The sequence below is a fragment of the Xanthomonas sp. CFBP 8445 genome (genome assembly GCF_025666235.1).
Taxonomy (GTDB): Bacteria; Pseudomonadota; Gammaproteobacteria; order Xanthomonadales; family Xanthomonadaceae; genus Xanthomonas_A; species Xanthomonas_A indica.
This window is the reverse complement of sequence record NZ_CP102594.1, coordinates 1275328-1293324: the sequence shown is the minus strand read 5'-3', so window position 1 is coordinate 1293324 and position 17997 is coordinate 1275328. Positions and strand designations below refer to the sequence as shown.

Genomic DNA, 17997 nt, shown 5'->3' with positions numbered 1-17997 from the left:
GATCCACACCGGCCACGCCAGCCGCAACGTCAGGATCCCGCCTCAATCCTGCAGCCCCAGCGCCGCCAACACCTGCGCGGCCAGCGCTTCCACGTTGTCGCCATCGGCGTGCAGGTGCAGTTCCGGGCGCTCCGGCGCTTCGTACGGCGAATCGATGCCGGTGAAGTTGGGGATCAGGCCGGCGCGCGCCTTGGCGTACAGGCCCTTGACGTCGCGCGCCTCGGCCACCGGCAGCGGCACGTCGACGAACACCTCGAGGAATTCGCCTTCGCCGAAGCGCTCGCGCGCCAGTTGCCGCTCGGCGCGGAACGGCGAGATGAAGCTGACCAGCACGATCAATCCGGCATCGGTCATCAGCCTGGCCACTTCGGCGACGCGGCGGATGTTTTCGACGCGGTCCTCGGCGGTGAAGCCCAGGTCGCGGTTGAGGCCATGGCGCACATTGTCGCCGTCGAGAATGAAGGTGTGGTAGCCCAGCGCGTGCAGACGCTTGTCGACCAGGTTGGCGATGGTCGACTTGCCGGCGCCGGACAGGCCGGTGAACCACAGCACCTTCGGCGTCTGCCCCTTGATCCGCGCACGCGCGGCCTTGTCCACGTCCAGGTGCTGCCAGTGCACGTTGCCGGCACGGCGCAGCGCGAAATCCAGGGTGCCGGCGGCGACGGTGGCGTTGCTGTGGCGGTCGATCAGGATGAAGCCGCCGAGCGTGCGATCCTGCGCATACGGAGCGAAGGCGATCGGCTGGTCCAGCGCCAGGTTGCAGTAGCCGACCTCGTTGAGTTCCAGTCGCTTGGCGGCCAGCCGCTCCTGCGTGTTGACGTCGATGCGGTGCTTGATCTCGGTGACGCTGGCGGCCACGGTGCGCGCACCGATCTTCAGCCAGTACGGGCGACCGGGCAGCAGTGCGGCATCGTCCATCCACAGCACGTGCGCGGCGAACTGGTCGGCCACCTCCGGCGGATCGTCGGCGGCGGCGATCACATCGCCACGGCTGACATCGATCTCCTCGGTCAGGGTCAGCGTCACCGCCTGCCCGGCCACCGCGCTCGGTACCGGTTCGGCACCGACCAGCACCTGCGCGACCTGCGCGCGCCGCGCCGACGGCAGCACCACCACCGCATCGCCGGGCTGCACCGCGCCGGACGCCACGGTGCCGGCGAAGCCGCGGAACTGCGCGTGCGGGCGGTTGACCCACTGCACCGGCAGGCGCAGGCCGCTGTCGCCGCTGCGCGCGCCCAGCTGCACGCTTTCCAGGTGTTCGAGCAGCGCCGGGCCGGCGTACCAGGGCGTGCGCACCGAGCGCTGCGACAGGTTGTCGCCCTCCAGCGCCGACAGCGGGATGCACTGCACGTCGGCAATGCCCAACTGCGTGGCGAGCGCACGGTACTCGGCGGCGATCGCGTCGAACGTGTCCTGCGCGAAGTCGACCAGGTCCATCTTGTTGACCGCCAGCACCACGTGACGGATGCCCAGCAGCGCGACGATGTAGCTGTGCCGGCGGGTCTGGGTCAGCACGCCCTTGGCGGCATCGACCAGCACCACCGCCACGTCGGCGGTGGAGGCGCCGGTGGCCATGTTGCGGGTGTACTGCGCATGCCCGGGGCAGTCGGCAACGATGAACTTGCGCCGGTCGGTATCGAAGTAGCGGTAGGCCACGTCGATGGTGATGCCCTGCTCGCGCTCGGCGGCCAGGCCATCCAGCAACAGCGCATAGTCGATGGCCCCACCACGGGTGCCGTGACGCTTGCTGTCCGCGCCAAGCGCAGCCAACTGATCGTCGAACAGCCGCTTGCTGTCGTACAGCAAGCGCCCGATCAAGGTGCTCTTGCCGTCGTCGACGCTGCCGCAGGTGATGAAGCGCAGCAGCGGCTTGTGTTCGTGTTGCTGCAGGTAGGCGGCGACGGCGTCGCCGCCTACGGGATTGGGGATTGGGGATTGGGGATTCGTCACAGCGCTCCCTCCCGACACCGCATCCGCCGCCGACATCCGCTCTTGCGAATGCCCAATTCCCAATCCCGAATCCCGGCTCATCAGAAATAGCCCTCCACCTTCTTCTGCTCCATCGAGGCACCCGGGTCCTGGTCGATGATCCGGCCCTGGCGTTCGGAGGTGGTGGCCTGCAGCATCTCGGCGATGATCGTCTCCAGGGTGTCGGCCTGCGACTCGATCGCGCCGGTCAGTGGGTAGCAGCCGAGGGTGCGGAAGCGCACGCGGCGCAGGTGCGGGGTTTCGCCGGGCCGCAGCGGCAGGCGTGCGTCGTCGACCATGATCAGCGCGCCGTCGCGTTCCACCACCGGGCGCTCGGCGGCGAAGTACAGCGGCACCACCGGAATCGCTTCGCGGTAGATGTACAGCCAGATGTCCAGCTCGGTCCAGTTGGACAGCGGGAACACGCGCACGCTCTCGCCGGGATGGATGCGCGGGTTGTACAGGTTCCACAGCTCCGGGCGCTGCTGCTTGGGATCCCAGCGGTGGTGCGCGTTGCGGAACGAAAACACCCGCTCCTTGGCCCGCGCCTTCTCCTCGTCGCGGCGCGCGCCGCCGATGGCGGCATCGAACTTCCACAGGTCCAGGGCCTGCTTCAGCGCCTGGGTCTTCATCACGTCGGTGTGCACGCTGGGGCCGTGGCTGAACGGGCCGACGTCCTGGGCGACGCCATCGGGATTGATGTGCACGCGCAGCTCCACCCCGGTCTCGGCGGCGCGGCGGTCGCGGAAGGCGATCATCTCGCGGAACTTCCAGCGCGTGTCCACGTGCAGCAGCGGAATCGGCGGCTGCGCCGGCGCGAATGCCTTGAGCAGCAGATGCAGCAGCACCGAGCTGTCCTTGCCCACCGAATACAGCAGTACCGGGTTGCGGAACTCCGCGGCGACCTCGCGCAGGATGTGGATGCTCTCGGCCTCGAGACGGTCGAGATGGGACAGGGCGGACGCACTCATCGAAACGGCGGCGGCAGGCAGTGGAGACCGGACCGAAGCGTAGCAGCGGTCGTGGCGGTCGGGGCGGCAGTGTGCGTCGCGCCAGGCACCTCGCAGAAATAAGCCCCGGGCATGAGCCGATAACCCCTGTTCCTTTCTGCACCGCGCAACGCTTCCCTAACATCGGTCATCCCTTCCCAACACCCGGACCGGCCATGACCGCCGCCTCGCCCGCGTTGCCGCCCAGCCCCTTGCCCGAGGAGCGCAAGGCACTGCTGGCGCGGACCGTGGAAGGCCTGGACGCGGCCGGGCTGTGGTGGCTGTCCGGCTACGCCGCCGGCCTGGCCCAGGCGCAGGGTCCGGCGACGCCGGCCCTGGCCGTGGTCGCCGGTGCCGCCGCGGCGCCCTCGCCCACGCCGCAGCTGAGCATTGTCTACGGCAGCCAGACCGGCAACGCACGCCGCGCCGCCGAACAGGTGGCGGCCGAGGCCGAGGCAGCCGGGCTGGCGGTGCGCCTGCTGCGCGCCGACGTCTATCCCACCCGCGAGCTGAGCAACGAGCGCCTGCTGTACGTGGTCATCAGCACCCAGGGCGAGGGCGACCCGCCGGACGATGCGATCGGCTTCGTCGAGTTCCTGCAGGGCCGGCGCGCACCCAAGCTGCCGCAGCTGCAGTACGCCGTGCTCGGCCTGGGCGACTCCAGCTACGCCGACTTCTGCGGCATCGCCCGGCGCCTGGATGCGCGCCTGGCCGAACTGGGCGCGCAGCGGCTGCTGCCGCTCGGCGAGGCCGACCTGGAGATAGAGACGGTGGCGGCGCCGTGGCGCGCGCAGGCACTGGCGCAGGCACGCGACATTCTGGGCCGCACGCCCGCGACGCCGTCGGCCACGGTGACGCCGCTGCGTGGCACCGCTGCGTCAGCGTGGAGCCGCACACAGCCGTTCGCCGCCGAGGTGCTGGCCAACCAGGCGATCAGCGGCCGCGATTTCAAAGGACCGCGCTACGCCGCGCACGGCCAGGCCGACAAGGACGTGCGCCACCTCGAACTGTCGCTGGCCGGCAGCGGTCTGCACTACGAACCCGGCGACGCCCTGGGCGTACGCCATCGCAATCCGCCTGCGCTGGTCGAGGCGATCCTGACCGCGACCCGACTGGACGGTCACGCCGAACTCACCGCCGATGGGCAGACACTGTCCCTGCACGAGTGGCTCAGCGGCCACCGCGAACTGACCCGGGCCTCGCGCCCGTTGCTCAGTGCGGTCGCCGAACGCGCCGGCGCGAGCGCGCTGGCCGAGTTGCTCGACCCCACCCAGACCGCCGGCCTGGCGGCGCTGCTCGCCGATCACCAAGTGATCGACGTGCTGCGCCGCTGGCCGGCGGATTGGGACCACGCCGCGCTGCTGCAGGCGCTGCGGCCGATGGTCCCGCGCCTGTACTCGATCGCCTCCAGCCGCAAGCGGGTCGGCGACGAAGCCCACCTCACCGTCGACGTGCTGGCCTACGACGCCCACGGCCATGCCCACGGCGGCGCCGCCAGCGGCTATCTGGCGGCCCTGGCCGAAGGCGACAGCGCGCCGGTGTACATCGAACCCAACGAACGCTTCCGCGTGCCGGCCGACGGCAGCCGCGACATCCTGATGATCGGCCCCGGCACCGGCGTGGCGCCGTTCCGCGGCTTCGTGCAGGAACGCGCCGAAAGCGGCGCCAGCGGCCGCAACTGGCTGTTCTTCGGCGCCCGCCACTTCAACCGCGACTTCCTCTACCAGGCCGAATGGCAACAGGCACTGCGCAGCGGCGAACTGCACCGGCTGGACCTGGCGTTCTCGCGCGACGTGCAGCCGCTGCGCGGCGGCACCGCTCCTTCCAAGGTGTACGTGCAGCAGCGCCTGCGCGAACACGGCCGCGCCGTCTACGACTGGCTGCAGCACGGCGCGCACCTGTACGTGTGCGGCGCCATCGCCATGGGCAAGGACGTGCACGCCACCCTGCTGGACATCGTCGCCGAACACGGCGCCCGCAGCCCCGAAGACGCCGCCGCCTACCTCAGCCAGCTACAGCAGGAGGGGCGGTATGCGCGCGATGTCTATTGAGGCGGGGATTGGGGATTCGGGATTGGGGATTCGTCAGAGCCGCTATCCCTGCACTGCGAACTGTCGAAGGTGCTGACCCGTCGCCGCAGCGCCGACCGCTTTCCAATCCCGAATCCCCAATCTCGAATCCCGGCCCTTCAATGTCCCACTCCGTCGAAGACATCAAGCACCACAGCCAGCGCCTGCGCGGGTCGCTGCTGCAGAGCCTGGCCGATCCGGTCACCGGGGCGCTGCGCGAGGACGATCAGACCCTGATCAAGTACCACGGCAGCTACCAGCAGGACGACCGCGATCTGCGCGAGGAGCGGCGCCGGCAGAAGCTGGAGCCGGCCTACCAGTTCATGATCCGCACGCGCACTCCGGGCGGGGTGGTGGATCCGGCGCAGTGGCTCAAGCTCGACGCCATCGCCACCACCTACGGCAACCACTCGCTGCGCATCACCACGCGCCAGGCGTTCCAGTTCCACGGGGTGATCAAGCGCGAACTGAAGGCGACCATGCAGGCGATCAACGCCGCGCTGATCGACACCCTCGCCGCCTGCGGCGACGTCAACCGTAACGTGCAGGTCGCCGCCAATCCGCTGGCCTCGCAGGCGCACGCCACGCTCTACGCGGATGCCGCGCGCGTGTCCGAACACCTGCTGCCCAACACTCGCGCCTACTACGAGATCTGGCTGGACGAGGAGCAGGTCGCCGGCAGCGGCCAGGAGGACGAGCCGATCTACGGCAATGCCTACCTGCCACGCAAGTTCAAGATCGGCTTCGCGCTGCCGCCGATCAACGACGTCGACGTGTTCGCCAACGACCTCGGCTTCATCGGCGTGCTCGACGCCGAGGGCACGCTGGCCGGCTACAACGTCAGCCTCGGCGGCGGCATGGGCGCCAGCCATGGCGATGCGGAGACCTACCCGCGCGTGGCCAACGTGGTCGGTTTCATCGACCGCGCGCAGTTGCTCGATGTGGCCACCGCCGTGGTCACCACCCAGCGCGACCTGGGCAACCGCACCGTGCGCAAGCGCGCGCGCTTCAAGTACACCATCGACGACCACGGCCTGGATACGGTGCTGGCGGAAATCGAGCGCCGCGCCAGCGTGCGCCTGCAGCCGGTGCGCGACTTCGCCTTCGAGCACAACGGCGACCGCGAGGGCTGGCAGGCCGGCGAGGACGGCCGCTGGCACCTGACCCTGTCGCTGCCGGCCGGACGCATCGCCGACCACGTCGACGGCGCACAGCACCTCAGCGGCCTGCGCGCGATCGCCGTGCACCTGCGCGACGCCGGCGACGGCGCGCACTTCCGCATGACCGCGAACCAGAACCTGGTGATCGCCGGCATCCCCGCCGCGCAACGCGCGACGATCGACGCACTGGTGCGCGCGCATGCGCTGGACGCCGGCAACCGCGCGCCGACCGCGCTGGCGCGCGCGGCCATGGCCTGCGTGGCCCTGCCCACCTGCGGCCTGGCGATGGCCGAGGCCGAACGTTACCTGCCGGCCTTCGCCGCACAACTGCAGCCGCTGCTGGCCCGCCACGGCCTGGAGGACGCGCTGATCCTGCTGCGCCTCTCCGGCTGCCCGAACGGCTGTTCGCGGCCGTACCTGGCCGAGATCGCCCTGGTCGGCAAGGCGCCGGGCCGCTACAACCTGATGCTCGGCGGCGACCACCGCGGCCAGCGCCTCAACACCCTGTACCGCGAGAACATCGCCGAGCCGGAGATCCTCGCCGCGCTGGAACCGCTGTTCGCGCGCTATGCCAACGAGCGGGACGCGGACGAGCGCTTCGGCGACTTCCTGCACCGCACCGGCGTGGTCGCGCTGCCCGCCTACCCCACCCACCGTCACCTGATTCCGTCGGAACTGCACGCATGAGCGCTCTGCCCGCCGCCTCCCAAGACGCCCCCGCCAACGCACCGGTGCCGGCCCTGGATCTCGATGCCGCCAATGCGCTGCTGGCGACGCTGCCCGCGCCGGAGCGCGTGGCCTGGGCGTTGCAGCACGGCCCAGCCGAAGCCGCCCTGTCGTCCAGCTTCGGCGCGCAATCGGCGGCCACTCTGCACCTGCTGACCCGGCAGCGCCCGGACATCCCGGTGATCCTGATCGACACCGGCTACCTGTTCGCCGAGACCTACCGCTTCGCCGACGCGCTGACCGAGCGGCTCAAGCTCAACCTCAAGATCTACCGCCCGCTGGTCAGCCGCGCGTGGATGGAAGCGCGCCACGGCCGCCTGTGGGAACAGGGCATGGTCGGCATCGAGCAGTACAACAACCTGCGCAAGGTCGAACCGATGCGCCGCGCCCTGGACGAACTGAAGGTCGGCACCTGGTTCACCGGCCTGCGCCGCAGCCAGTCCGACAGCCGCGCGCAGACCCCGTTCGTGCAGAAGCGCGGTGAGCGTTACAAGATCAACCCGATCGCCGACTGGAGCGACCGCGACCTGTGGCAGTACATGCAGCAGCACGACCTGCCCTATCACCCGCTGTGGGAACAGGGCTACGTCTCGATCGGCGACTTCCACACCACCCGCCGCTGGGAACCGGGCATGCGCGAGGAAGACACCCGCTTCTTCGGCCTCAAGCGCGAGTGCGGGATCCACGAGGATCTCTGACACGCGCCAGCACGCCCTCAGCCTTCTTGTAGGAGCGGCTTCAGCCGCGACAGGCATTACCGACCATACCGTGTCTTTTCCGTAGGAGCGGCTTCAGCCGCGACCAGGCGTTACCGACCACACCGCGTATGTCCCGTAGGAGCGGCTTCAGCCGCGACCAGGCGTTCATGGGAACACCCGGTCGCGGCTAAAGCCGCTCCTACAAGGGCACCCCCTGTCGCATGTGCAAACCCTGACGCCAGCGCCGACTACTGGCCCCTCCTTGTGGGAGGGACTTCAGTCCCGACTGCAGCCAAGTCGGATGCACCGATGGCTTCGCTTATCGCCGCAGAATTAAGCGAATTCCTACACCTTCGACCTAAACCCCCACCACAGGCTCCCGCCGCAGCACCAGCACCCAATCCAGCGCCAGCATCAGCAGCAAGGACAGACCGACCAGCGGGAACAGCAGCCCGCCCAGCACCAGCAGCGCGACCACGCCGCGCAAGGTGCGCCGGTCTGCCGGCAGCGGCGGCACCCCAAGCCTGCCGTGCGGGCGCCGTTTCCACCACATCACTGCGGCACTGACGCACAACAGCACGATGCCCAGGCAGGCGCCGATCAGCACGAGTTGGTTGAGCGTGCCGTACTCCTGGCCCAGATGCACGTTGATGCCCCACTCCAGCGCCTTGGCCAGCGGGCCGTAGTCGGCATAGCGCATGTCCAGCAGCACCTGTCCGCTGTACTGGTCCAGATGGATCACCCGTTGCTGGGCCAGGTCCGGCGGATACACCGAGGCGGTATAGACCCCGCGCACGCCGCGCGGCAATGCCACGCTGTAGCCCGGCGCGATGCCGCGCGCCTGGAACAGCGCCACCGCCGCATCCAGGCCGATCGCCCCCGCCGCCGGCGCGGCATCCGCCATGCCGGCCATGCCGTCGTGTCCGCCGTGGCCATCGTGCGCGCCGTGCGCCGCATGCGGGTCCGCGGCCGGCGGCGACGACTGCGGCAGGCGCGCCTGGCGCAGCGACCACGCCGGCACCTCGCTGTCGCTCAGCCGCTGCGTCGACATCGGCAGATCCACGCGCAGCCCGGATGGATAGCCGTAGTGATGGCCGTTGGCCAGGCGATTGACCTGCGCGCCCCAGAACCACGACCACGGCATGCCGGTCAGCGCCAGGAACAGCAGCAGCGCGCCGACCACGCTGCCGGTGAGCGCGTGCAGGTCGCGCCAGAACACGCGCTGCGCCGGCCGCCCGCGCACCGTGGTCACGCCGCCGCGGCGCCCGCGCGGCCACCACAGGTACACGCCGGTGAGCACCAGCAGGATCGCCCAGCCCGCCGCCACCTCGATCAGCGCGTTGGCGAACCAGCCGACGTAGTCGAGGCTGTGCAGGCGGCGGATCGTCCAGGCCACGGTGCCGTGCTCGGGCAACCGGCCCAGCACCCGCGCCCGGTACGGGTCCACGTAGACGACTTCGCGGTGGCCGTCGGCGGTGGCGATGGTCACTTCCGCCGAAGCATCGCGCCGCGGCGGCGTGGTGTAGCGCAGCGCCTGGCCCGGTTGCGCGGCCAGCGCCGCATCCAGCAGGCGCTGCGGCGCCAACGCCGGCGCGTGCTCCGGCACCGGCACGGTCTTCAGCGCGCGGTGGAAGTAGCCGTCGATCGGCTGCTGGTAGACGAAGGCCGCGCCGGTCAGCGCCAGCCAGACCAGCAGCGGCAGCACCAGCAGGCCGGCGTAGAAATGCCAGCGCCATACCGCACGGTAGAAGCGCGCTGGCGGCGCCTCGGTGGTGATGGCTTTCGTGGCCATCACCAGCCCCAGCTCAGCGTGGCGTACAGCGCGCGGCCATCGCCGGGCGAGTAGCCGGAGGACCCGCTGTCGTACCAGGCGTAGACGTAGTGCCGATCGGCCAGGTTCTTCAGTTGCAGCGAGACCTCGCGCTGCGCGCGCCAGCGCCAGGTCGCGCCGAGATTGGCCAGCGCATAGCCACCATAGCGGCCCAGGGTGTTGCTGCGCTCCACGTAGTAGTCGCCCTGCGCATTACCCCAGGCCGACAGCGTCAGCCGCGGCGTGGCCTGCCAGTCGACACCGGCGGTGGCCAGGTAGTGCGGCACGTTCTCGATCTCCTTGCCGCGGGTGGCCGGCGCGCTCGGATCCGGCGTGACGATCAGCGCGCGTTGCCGGGAATAGGCCAGCCACAGCGTCCAGCGTTCGTCCGGACGCAGGTTCAGTTGCGCATCCCAGCCGCGCCGCAGGGTCTTGCCGACGTTGCCGACCTCGCCGGTGCCGACGCTGCCGTTCACGCCAAGGATGGTGGCCACCTCGTCGGAGGCGCGCTGTTCCCAGTAGGCCACGCGCGCGTCCCAGCGCTGCTGCGCGCCGGCGAACTTGAGACCGCTCTCCCAGCCATCGTTGAACGAGGGCGCGAGGTTGCGCGCCTGGGTGCGGTAGGCGCCGTTGCCGCTGCCGATCTGGAAGCTGCGGCCGATGTTGGCGTACAGGCTGGCCTGCGCGGTCAGCGCATACACCGCGCTCAACTTGGGCTGACGGATGGTGCCGTAGGCGTAGGTGGGATAGCGCGCACCGCTGGCGAGGTCGCGGAACTGCCCGCCGACCCGATCCACCCGGTAGCCGGGCACCAGTTGCAGGCGCGCGGTCGGGCGCAGCACCGCCTGCACGTAGGCGCCTTCGGTATGCAGGTCGAAGTCCCAGTCGCGCAGCGGCGCGGTGCGCACGCGCGCCACCGTGCGATAGCGCTGCGAGACGTTGTCCTGCCATTGCGCATCGACCCCGCCCTCCAGCGCGAAGGCGTCGGCGCGGGCCAGCGCCGGGCGCCAGCTGAGCCTAGCCAGCACGCCGCGCTGGCGCTCGTCGGTGTCGCGCTCCTGCTGCGCGCCGGCGACGGTGAAGCGCACCCAGCGCTGATTGTCGTAGCGGTTCCAGTAAGCCTTGGCGCTGCCCTGCACGCTGTCGGCCAGGCGCGCATCCAGGTGCAGCGACACCTGCGTGGTGTGGCGTTGGCTGCGATCGTCGCGGGCGTAATCGGGGGAGCTGCGCGGTGCGCGCTGCGCCGTGGCGTAATCCAGATACCCCGCCTCCAGCGCCGTGTTGCGGTAGTCGCGCGCGCTGAGCCCGGCGCGCCAGCGCCCGTCCGGATCGGTATAGAACCACTTGCCGGAGAACGCATGCTTGCGCGCGTCGGCATGGTCGCGGTAACCGTCGCTGTCGCGCCAGGCGGCGACGTAGTTCTGGCTCCAGGCGCCGCGCTCGATGCCCTGCGTCGCCTGCACCTCGCGGGTGCCGAAGCTGCCGACGGTGACGCTGGCGCGGCCGTCGTTGCCGCCGCTGCGGGTCAGCACGTCGACGCTGCCGGCGATCGCGTCCAGGCCGTAGCGCGGGTCGTTGGTGCCGCGCACGATCTCGATCGCGGCGATATCCATGGGGAACACCGCATCCAGGTACGGCATGGCGCCGGCATTGTCGTTGCTGGGCACGCCGTCGATCAGCAGCTTGACCGCATTGACCCGGCCCTCGCCATTGAAGCCGCGGAAGGAGAAGCGCCCGGCGTCGGTGCCCATCTTGAACTGGGTCACCTGCACGCCGGGCGCGCGCATCAGCAGTTCCCAGCTGTAGTCCACGTGCTGGTCCTGCAGCAGGTCGCCGCCGAGGATGTCGACGGAACTGAACACGCTGCGCGCGTTGGAACCGGCGGCGAGCGGCGAGGTGGCCTGGACCTTGCCCAGGGTCAGCACGGAATCGCCGGCGGCGCCGGGCGGCGCATCGGCGGCCTGGGCGGGCGCGGCCGCTGCGAGAAGGACACAGCAGCACGCCGCCACGGGCGGCATGGCAGGAAAGCGGGTCATTGCGACACTCCATCGGCACGAGGACATGCCGCAGCGATGCCGCGGCACGGAAACGGCAACCCGTGGATCAGGAGAACAGCGGCGGCCCGCGTACCGGGTGTGCACGGCGTGCGGTGGCCGTGACGGCACGGCGGCGCAGCGCCGCCCCCGGCGCCGGAGGGCAGCGCCAGGGCAGCAACGCCAGCAACAGCGCCACCCACGGCAGCAGCCGCGCGGCGAGCAGGCAATAATCGCAGGCCGGCGCGTGCGCCAGGCCGGCATCGTCGTGATGGCCGCCATGCGCCGCGGAGACGGCACCTGCCAGCGCCGCCAGGCGCAGGCCGCCGCTGGTGCACAGCGCCTGGTCCTGCAGCGCGGCCGCCTCGGCCTGTGCCTGCCGCCACTGGCTGATCGGCGGCGCCAGCAGCAACAGGCCGAGCGCCAGCGCGGCGAGCGCGGCCCAATACGACGGCAACTGGCGGAGACGGACCATCGGCGCATTCTAGAGGGTGCGCTGGCCATTGAAACGCGTGCGACGCCGCGTGCGGCGAAGTGACGCAGGCGCGTCGTGGCGGTGCAGGAAGGACGCGTCCTCGGTCGGCAGGCCGCACTCCGCAATGGCGGCCGCTACCTCCGTCCGGCCGTAGCCCCAGCGCCGTCGTCCTGCCGCCTGCCAGTCGCCCGGCAAGGCGGTCCATGCGTTGCCCGGCCGGATCATCCCGTTTCTGTGGATCGACGCCAGGCCGGCCTTTCCCACCTGGCGACGACCGCCACGGGCGCCGTGCACATGGCGTGCCCGACGCGCGTCGCCCTTGCATGGCACCGCGATTGCGGCACCATCGGCCGCGGCCGCGCAGAAGATTTCCGTACGGTCGCCCTTGTCCCGCCCAACCAACGAGCCGCCGCATGCCCATCATCACGATCTATCACAACCCTGCCTGCGGCACATCGCGCAACGTACTCGGGCTGATCCGCAACAGCGGCGTCGAACCGACCGTGATCGAGTACCTGAAGACGCCGCCGGACCGCGCCACGCTGCAGGCGCTGGCGGCTGCCAGCGGCCAGCCGCTGCGCGCACTGATCCGGCAGAAGGGCACGCCGTACGCCGAACTTGGACTGGATGATCCGGCGCTGGGCGAGGACGCATTGCTGGACGCCATGCTGCAGCACCCGATCCTGCTCAACCGGCCGATCGTGGTTACCCCACTGGGCACGCGCCTGTGCCGGCCCTCGGAGACCGTGCTGGACATCCTGCCATCGCCGCAGCGTGGCGCCTTCGCCAAGGAGGACGGCACGCCGCTGGTCGACGCACAGGGCCGCTGGGTGGGCTGAAGCGCTGACGGCGGGGACCGACGGATTCGCTAAGGGCAGGTGCAGCCCACGCGAGCGCCATGTGAACGCCGCGTCGGCAAAAACCGTGACAGGTACCATAGACTGCGCGTCTTCCTGACCGAGCCGCGCTGCATGTCCACCGTCGAACCCGCCGCCGACCCGGTCTACTGCGCGGTCAAGCCACGCAACGAAGCGCTGCGCCTTGACGCGTTGCACAGCTACGCGATCCTGGACACGCCGCGCGAGCCGGCATTCGACGACATCACCCGGCTGGCGGCGCTGATCTGCCAGGCGCCGATCGCGGTGGTCAACCTGATCGACAGCGAGCGCCAGTGGTTCAAGAGCGAGATCGGGCTGGGCACGCGCGAAACCCCGCTGGCCACCTCGCTGTGCGCGCACGCCCTGCTCGAGGACGACCTGCTGCTGGTGCCGGATACCCGCGAGGACCCGCGCTTCGCCTGCAATCCGCTGGTGACCGGCGAGATGCGCCTGCACTTCTACGCCGGCGCGCTGCTGAAGACCTCCGACGGCCTGGCCCTGGGCACGGTATGCGTGCTGGATCGGCGCCCGCGCCAGCTCAGCTACGAGCAGATCGAAGCGCTGCGCGCGCTGGCGCGACAGGCGATGGGTCAACTGGAACTGCGCAAGGCGCTGCAGCTGGCGCAGGAATCCAACCACTACCGCAGCCGCCTGATGGCCATCGCCGGCCACGATCTGAAGACCCCGCTGCGCACCGCGTCCTACGCGCTGAGCAAGCTGCAGCGCCAGCACGACGCCGCGCAGGACGGCCCGCTGGAGACCGCACGCGCGGCCTTGAACCAGGTCGCCAGCGGGCTCGACCAGCTCGCCACCAATGCCGCCGCCGGCGAATTGCGCCTGCCTGCGCTGCACGACCTGGCCCTGGCCGACGTACTGGCGCCGATCCTGGCCACCTGGCAGCCGCAGGCCGCGGCCAAGGGCGTACAGCTGCGCAGCGTGCCGACCTCGCTGCGCGTGCGCAGCAGCGCTCCCCTGCTGTCGACGCTGCTCGGCAACCTGCTGGGCAACGCGGTCAAGTACACCGCGCAGGGCAAGGTGCTGATCGGCTGCCGGCGCCGGGGCGATCGCGTGGCGGTGGAAATCATCGACCGCGGCATCGGCATGGACGAAGCCGGCCTACGCACGATGTTCCAGGCCTTCCAACAGGCCGACCCGCGCAGCGACGGCCTCGGCCTGGGCCTGTGGATCGTCCGCCGCACCGCCGAGACCCTGGGCTGCGCCGTCGAAGTCCGCAGCCAGCCCGGCCATGGCAGCCGCTTCACCGTGCTGCTGCCGGCAGCAACGGCCGACGCCTGAGTCGCGCTGGCGCAGGTCTCCGCACCCTCGTCTGCCCCTTCGGGGCACCTTCTCCAGGGGGAAGAAGGGGTTGGGGCCTAGCACCGCCTGGGCTGTGGCAAAGAAGCGCCGTTGGGCAGCAGATGCGACACGCCACAGGGAATGCCCGTCGCGGCTGAAGCCGCTCCTACGGGCAATCGCGCATTGGGCTAGCCCTCGGCAGCAACAAGCGAAGCCCTAGGATCTTCCCGCAGCATTGCAGTCGGGACTGAAGTCCCTCCCACAACGGCGCCTCCCACTCAGCGTGGTGGGGCCAGGGTGCAACAGCCGCGAGAAGCCGGCTTTTGCGATTCCCCAATCCCGATTCCCCATTCCCGGCTTCACGCGCTTCCCTAATCCCGATTCCCCATTCCCGGCTTCACCATCACTCCTTCAACACCATATCGATGCACAACACCGCCGCCATGATCAGGATCCGCCGCGGATCCTCGGCCGGCAGGCTCTCGGCGATCGACAGCATGTAGTTGTCTGCGCTGGTGAACAGTTCCTTGCCCAGTCCCGCCCATTTCTTGGACACCTGCGCCAGTTCGCGCTCGCCCTGCACGAAGCGGAAATCCCAGCTGGTCCACTTGCCGCGCAGCGTGCACACCGGCGCGCCCTGGGCATCGAGCACATCGAACTTGCCGCCGATGGAGAAGAACTTCTGGCTGAAGGAGCCCACGCGCCGGTCGTGCTCGTCCAGCACCTCGACCGTGGACAAAAACAGCGACACGCCGCGCCTCACGGTCAGCACCTTGTGCCCGTCCGGCGTGCGCACTTCCACCTGGAACGGGGTCATGCGCTTGTAGTCGGTGAAGCGCAGCAGCTTGGTGAACACGCCCAGGTGCGGCTCGCGGCATTCCAGCAGCTTGCGGTTGCTGTGCGGATCGAATACGTCGTAGTTGTTGGCGGCCTTGAACATGCCGACCTGTTCCTTGACGAAGAACAGGTTGTGCTGGAGAACAGGATGCATCGGGCGTCCTTGCGTTGGGAAAGTCGACGCGCCCCGGGCGTCGGCCACACGGCGGCGGCGCATGGCCGGCAGCCGCCGGCAGTCCAGGGTCGCGGTCCGCCGGGTGGCAGAAGGGGCCGCATGATAGGGGGCGGCTCCGGCCGCGGCAACGCACGCGGCAGTCAACCATGCCCGTGCGTGGTCTTCATTCCAGCATTCCAGCGCAGGCCGCGATGCCGTTGCCCGAAGCCAATCGACGCATGGAGCACGGGGCGTCGCTGTCGTGATTCCCCAATCCCGATTCCCCATCCCCGGCTTCACCGCGCCTTGGCTGGCGATGGCCTGATCAGCCGCGCCAAGCGGCCACGTCGATGCGTCGCTGCGTGGTTTTCGTTCCAGCATCCCGCACAGGCCGCAGTATCGTTGCCCGCATGCCTTTCGCTCGGATGCCTGCCCGAAGCCAGTCAACACATCGAGCACAAGGCGCCGCTGTAGCGATTCCCCAATCCCGATTCCCCATTCTCAGCTTCACCGCGATTCCCCAATCCCGATTCCCGGCTCCCGGCGTCTAGCTGGTGATGGTCTGGGTGAGTTCTTCCCAGCTCGGCGGTGCCGGCCAGTCCGGCTGCTGGTTGCCTTCCATCACCCGGCGCAGGTCGCGCGTGTCGATCTGCGGCGCCAGCACGTGCACCAGCTCCAGCGCGTAGTCGCGCAGTACCCGGTCGCGCGGCAGCACCGCCCAGGCGATGCAGTCCGGAATCTCCGGCGGCGCCGGCCATGCGCGCAGGTCAGTGTCGTTGGCGCTCACCGCCATCTCCGCCAGCAGGCCCACGCCCAGCCCGGTGCGCACGTAGGTCTTGATCAGGTCCGCGTCCAGTGCGGTCAGCGCGATCCGCGGCTCCAGCCCGAGCCGGCCGAAGGCGCGCTGCAGCGAGGAGCCGGCGCGGGTCGAGGATTCGTAGCTGATCAGCGGCTGCGCCGCCAGCGCGGCCATGTCCGGCACCCGCTTCGGCATGTCCAGCGCATGCCCGCGCGGCACCAGCACCAGCCGCCGCCAGCGATACAGCGGCACGGCGATGCCGGCGGCCGGCGCGGTGCCGGCGGTGCTGACGATGGCAATGTCCGCATCGCCCTGGCTGAGCAGGTCCAGCGCCGCACTCTCGGCGGCCTGCTGCAGGTGCACGCTGACCTGCGGATAGGCCTGCTTGATCTGCGCCACCGCCGGCGGCAGCACGAAGCGCGCCTGGGTGTGGGTGGTGGTGAGGGTCAACTGGCCCTGGCTCTCGCGGCGCTGGTTGGCCGCGTAGGTGCGGATGTTGTTGGCCTCGGCCAGCACCGCACGGGCGCGCTCGATCACCTCGCGCCCGGCCGGGGTCACCGTTTCCAGGCTGCGGCCCTTGCGCACGAACAGCAGGAAGCCCAGTTCGTCCTCCAGTTGCTTGAGCTGCTTGGACAGCCCCGGCTGGGTGGCATGCACGCGCGCCGCCGCCAGGGTGATGTTCAGATCGGCATCGGCAATGGCGACGAGATAGCGGAGTTGGGTCAGCGTCATCGGGACGAGGGCGAGGCGCCGCCAGGCGGGACGCTCGACTGTAGTGGAATTCGGCCTTTCACCTTATAACCGAAAGCTATCTGCCTTGGGCATGAAGTCATTTCCTGGGGCTATGAGCCGGCGCTACGGTCGTCACTCCGCCCCTCCCCGCGTTGCGAGCCGTCCCTGTGAGCCCTGCCCCGATTGCCCTGTATCCGGACCTGCGCGACCGGGCCGTGTTGGTGATCGGCGGCGGTGCGGCCGCCGAGCGCCAGGTGCAGGCGCTGCTGGCCGCCGGCGCCGTGCCGCGGGTGGCGGCGCCGAGTCTCACCCCGGCACTGCACGCGCTGGCCGCGGATGGCCGGCTGGCGTGGCTGCGTGGCAGCTTCGATACGGCCTGGCTGGAGACGGTCTGGTACTTGGTGGCCGCCAGCGAGGACGCTGCGACCAACCGACAGGCGCTGCAGGCGGCGGCCGCGCGGCGGGTATTGGCGCAAGCGTTGCCGGCCGAGCCGGTGTCTGCGGCCGAGGCCGCCGATACCGCCACGGGCGAGGCGCTGCCACTGCGCCCGGGCAGCGTGACCCTGGTCGGCGCCGGCCCCGGCGATCCCGGCCTGCTCACCGGCCTGGCGCTGCATGCGTTGCGCCAGGCCGACGTAGTGCTGCACGACCGTCTGGTCAGCCCCGCGATCCTGCACTTGCTGCCGGCCGGCACCGAACGCATCGCCGTCGGCAAGTCGGCCGATGGCCACAGCGTGGCCCAGGAGCAGATCCATGCGCTGCTGCTGGAACACGCGCGGCGCGGACGCCGGGTGGTGCGGCTGAAGGGCGGCGACCCGTTCGTGTTCGGTCGCGGCGGCGAGGAACTGGAATACCTGCGCGCCCACGCCGTGCCCTACGCGGTGGTGCCCGGCATCACCGCGGCGCTGGCCTGCGCCGCGTACGCCGGCATCCCGCTGACCCATCGCGACCATGTGCAGTCGCTGCGCCTGGTCACCGCGCACTGCAAGGATTCGTTCGACACCCTGGACTGGGCCGCGCTGGCGCAGCAACGGCAGACCCTGGCGGTGTACATGGGCGTGGCCGGGCTGGACACGGTGCGCACGCGCCTGCTGCGCGCCGGCCGCGCCGCCGACACCCCGTTCGCCCTGGTCGAAAACGGCTCACGCCCCGAACAGCGAGTAATCACCGGCACCCTCGCCGACCTGCCGGACACCGCCCGCGCGCACGGCGTGCGCTCGCCGGCGCTGCTGATCCTGGGCGAGGTGGCGGCGCTGGCGTCGACCCTGCACTGGTTCGGCGCCGCGCCGCTGAGCGCGGCACCCTCACCTTCCCCGAAGCCGGCCGTGCCTACCCTGGCCCACGCCGCCTGACCCGCACTTTTCGGAGACCCC

The 17997-nt window shown here is 70.3% G+C and carries 13 protein-coding genes; 6 read left to right on the top strand and 7 right to left on the bottom strand.

Annotation, left to right across the window (positions count from 1 at the left end):
- Positions 1-42: 42 nt before the first annotated feature.
- Both cysN and cysD read right to left on the bottom strand, forming a co-directional pair.
- Positions 43-1986, bottom strand: coding sequence for a sulfate adenylyltransferase subunit CysN (gene cysN, locus NUG21_RS05550; protein WP_263392500.1), 1944 nt, complete (start codon positions 1984-1986; stop codon positions 43-45).
- A 44-nt stretch (positions 1987-2030) separates the two neighbouring features.
- Entirely contained in the window at positions 2031-2939 is a 909-nt protein-coding gene (gene cysD, locus NUG21_RS05545) for a sulfate adenylyltransferase subunit CysD (protein ID WP_160947554.1), read from the bottom strand.
- A 194-nt stretch (positions 2940-3133) separates the two neighbouring features.
- On the opposite strand from cysD, the gene NUG21_RS05540 reads away from it, so the two are divergent.
- From NUG21_RS05540 to NUG21_RS05530, 3 genes are all read left to right on the top strand, one after another.
- A complete protein-coding gene (locus tag NUG21_RS05540) occupies positions 3134-5008 on the top strand; it encodes an assimilatory sulfite reductase (NADPH) flavoprotein subunit (RefSeq protein ID WP_263392499.1) in 1875 nt (624 codons plus the stop codon).
- Between the two features lie 140 nt (positions 5009-5148).
- Positions 5149-6873 (top strand): assimilatory sulfite reductase (NADPH) hemoprotein subunit, encoded by a 1725-nt coding sequence (gene cysI, locus NUG21_RS05535; protein ID WP_263392498.1) that lies wholly within the window; start codon positions 5149-5151, stop codon positions 6871-6873.
- A complete protein-coding gene (locus NUG21_RS05530; RefSeq protein WP_019796752.1) occupies positions 6870-7610 on the top strand; it encodes a phosphoadenylyl-sulfate reductase in 741 nt (246 codons plus the stop codon). The genes cysI and NUG21_RS05530 overlap by 4 nt, the downstream gene beginning before the upstream one ends.
- A 358-nt stretch (positions 7611-7968) precedes the next feature.
- Here NUG21_RS05530 and NUG21_RS05525 read toward each other — a convergent pair whose 3' ends face one another.
- From NUG21_RS05525 to NUG21_RS05515, 3 genes are all read right to left on the bottom strand, one after another.
- A complete protein-coding gene (locus tag NUG21_RS05525; RefSeq protein ID WP_263392497.1) occupies positions 7969-9402 on the bottom strand; it encodes a PepSY-associated TM helix domain-containing protein in 1434 nt (477 codons plus the stop codon).
- Complete coding sequence (locus NUG21_RS05520) at positions 9402-11456, bottom strand: TonB-dependent receptor (RefSeq protein ID WP_263392496.1); 2055 nt, start codon at positions 11454-11456, stop codon at positions 9402-9404. The genes NUG21_RS05525 and NUG21_RS05520 overlap by 1 nt, the downstream gene beginning before the upstream one ends.
- Before the next feature lie 67 nt (positions 11457-11523).
- Complete coding sequence (locus NUG21_RS05515) at positions 11524-11928, bottom strand: DUF2946 family protein (RefSeq protein ID WP_263392495.1); 405 nt, start codon at positions 11926-11928, stop codon at positions 11524-11526.
- 413 nt (positions 11929-12341) lie between these two features.
- Between NUG21_RS05515 and arsC the strand changes: the two genes are divergently transcribed.
- Both arsC and NUG21_RS05505 read left to right on the top strand, forming a co-directional pair.
- Complete coding sequence (arsC, locus tag NUG21_RS05510) at positions 12342-12767, top strand: arsenate reductase (glutaredoxin) (RefSeq protein WP_019796721.1); 426 nt, start codon at positions 12342-12344, stop codon at positions 12765-12767.
- 132 nt (positions 12768-12899) lie between these two features.
- The gene (locus NUG21_RS05505; RefSeq protein ID WP_160947546.1) at positions 12900-14102 is read left to right on the top strand and encodes a GAF domain-containing sensor histidine kinase; all 1203 of its coding nucleotides are present in this window, start codon (positions 12900-12902) and stop codon (positions 14100-14102) included.
- Between the two features lie 403 nt (positions 14103-14505).
- Here the strand turns inward: NUG21_RS05505 and NUG21_RS05500 are convergent, their stop codons facing one another.
- Both NUG21_RS05500 and NUG21_RS05495 read right to left on the bottom strand, forming a co-directional pair.
- Entirely contained in the window at positions 14506-15093 is a 588-nt protein-coding gene (locus NUG21_RS05500) for an LURP-one-related/scramblase family protein (RefSeq protein ID WP_160947545.1), read from the bottom strand.
- A gap of 547 nt (positions 15094-15640) precedes the next feature.
- Positions 15641-16624 (bottom strand): LysR family transcriptional regulator, encoded by a 984-nt coding sequence (locus NUG21_RS05495; RefSeq protein WP_160947544.1) that lies wholly within the window; start codon positions 16622-16624, stop codon positions 15641-15643.
- Positions 16625-16791: 167 nt separating this feature from the next.
- Between NUG21_RS05495 and cobA the strand changes: the two genes are divergently transcribed.
- Positions 16792-17976 (top strand): uroporphyrinogen-III C-methyltransferase, encoded by a 1185-nt coding sequence (cobA, locus tag NUG21_RS05490; protein WP_263392494.1) that lies wholly within the window; start codon positions 16792-16794, stop codon positions 17974-17976.
- Positions 17977-17997: the final 21 nt, after the last annotated feature.

What these genes read in the sequence shown, in the direction of transcription:
- cysN (WP_263392500.1), bottom strand. Translation starts at nt 1,986, where the DNA reads ATGTCGGCGGCGGATGCGGTGTCGGGAGGGAGCGCTGTGACGAATCCC.
- cysD (WP_160947554.1), bottom strand. Translation starts at nt 2,939, where the DNA reads ATGAGTGCGTCCGCCCTGTCCCATCTCGACCGTCTCGAGGCCGAGAGC.
- NUG21_RS05540 (WP_263392499.1), top strand. Translation starts at nt 3,134, where the DNA reads ATGACCGCCGCCTCGCCCGCGTTGCCGCCCAGCCCCTTGCCCGAGGAG.
- cysI (WP_263392498.1), top strand. Translation starts at nt 5,149, where the DNA reads ATGTCCCACTCCGTCGAAGACATCAAGCACCACAGCCAGCGCCTGCGC.
- NUG21_RS05530 (WP_019796752.1), top strand. Translation starts at nt 6,870, where the DNA reads ATGAGCGCTCTGCCCGCCGCCTCCCAAGACGCCCCCGCCAACGCACCG.
- NUG21_RS05525 (WP_263392497.1), bottom strand. Translation starts at nt 9,402, where the DNA reads ATGGCCACGAAAGCCATCACCACCGAGGCGCCGCCAGCGCGCTTCTAC.
- NUG21_RS05520 (WP_263392496.1), bottom strand. Translation starts at nt 11,456, where the DNA reads ATGACCCGCTTTCCTGCCATGCCGCCCGTGGCGGCGTGCTGCTGTGTC.
- NUG21_RS05515 (WP_263392495.1), bottom strand. Translation starts at nt 11,928, where the DNA reads ATGGTCCGTCTCCGCCAGTTGCCGTCGTATTGGGCCGCGCTCGCCGCG.
- arsC (WP_019796721.1), top strand. Translation starts at nt 12,342, where the DNA reads ATGCCCATCATCACGATCTATCACAACCCTGCCTGCGGCACATCGCGC.
- NUG21_RS05505 (WP_160947546.1), top strand. Translation starts at nt 12,900, where the DNA reads ATGTCCACCGTCGAACCCGCCGCCGACCCGGTCTACTGCGCGGTCAAG.
- NUG21_RS05500 (WP_160947545.1), bottom strand. Translation starts at nt 15,093, where the DNA reads ATGCATCCTGTTCTCCAGCACAACCTGTTCTTCGTCAAGGAACAGGTC.
- NUG21_RS05495 (WP_160947544.1), bottom strand. Translation starts at nt 16,624, where the DNA reads ATGACGCTGACCCAACTCCGCTATCTCGTCGCCATTGCCGATGCCGAT.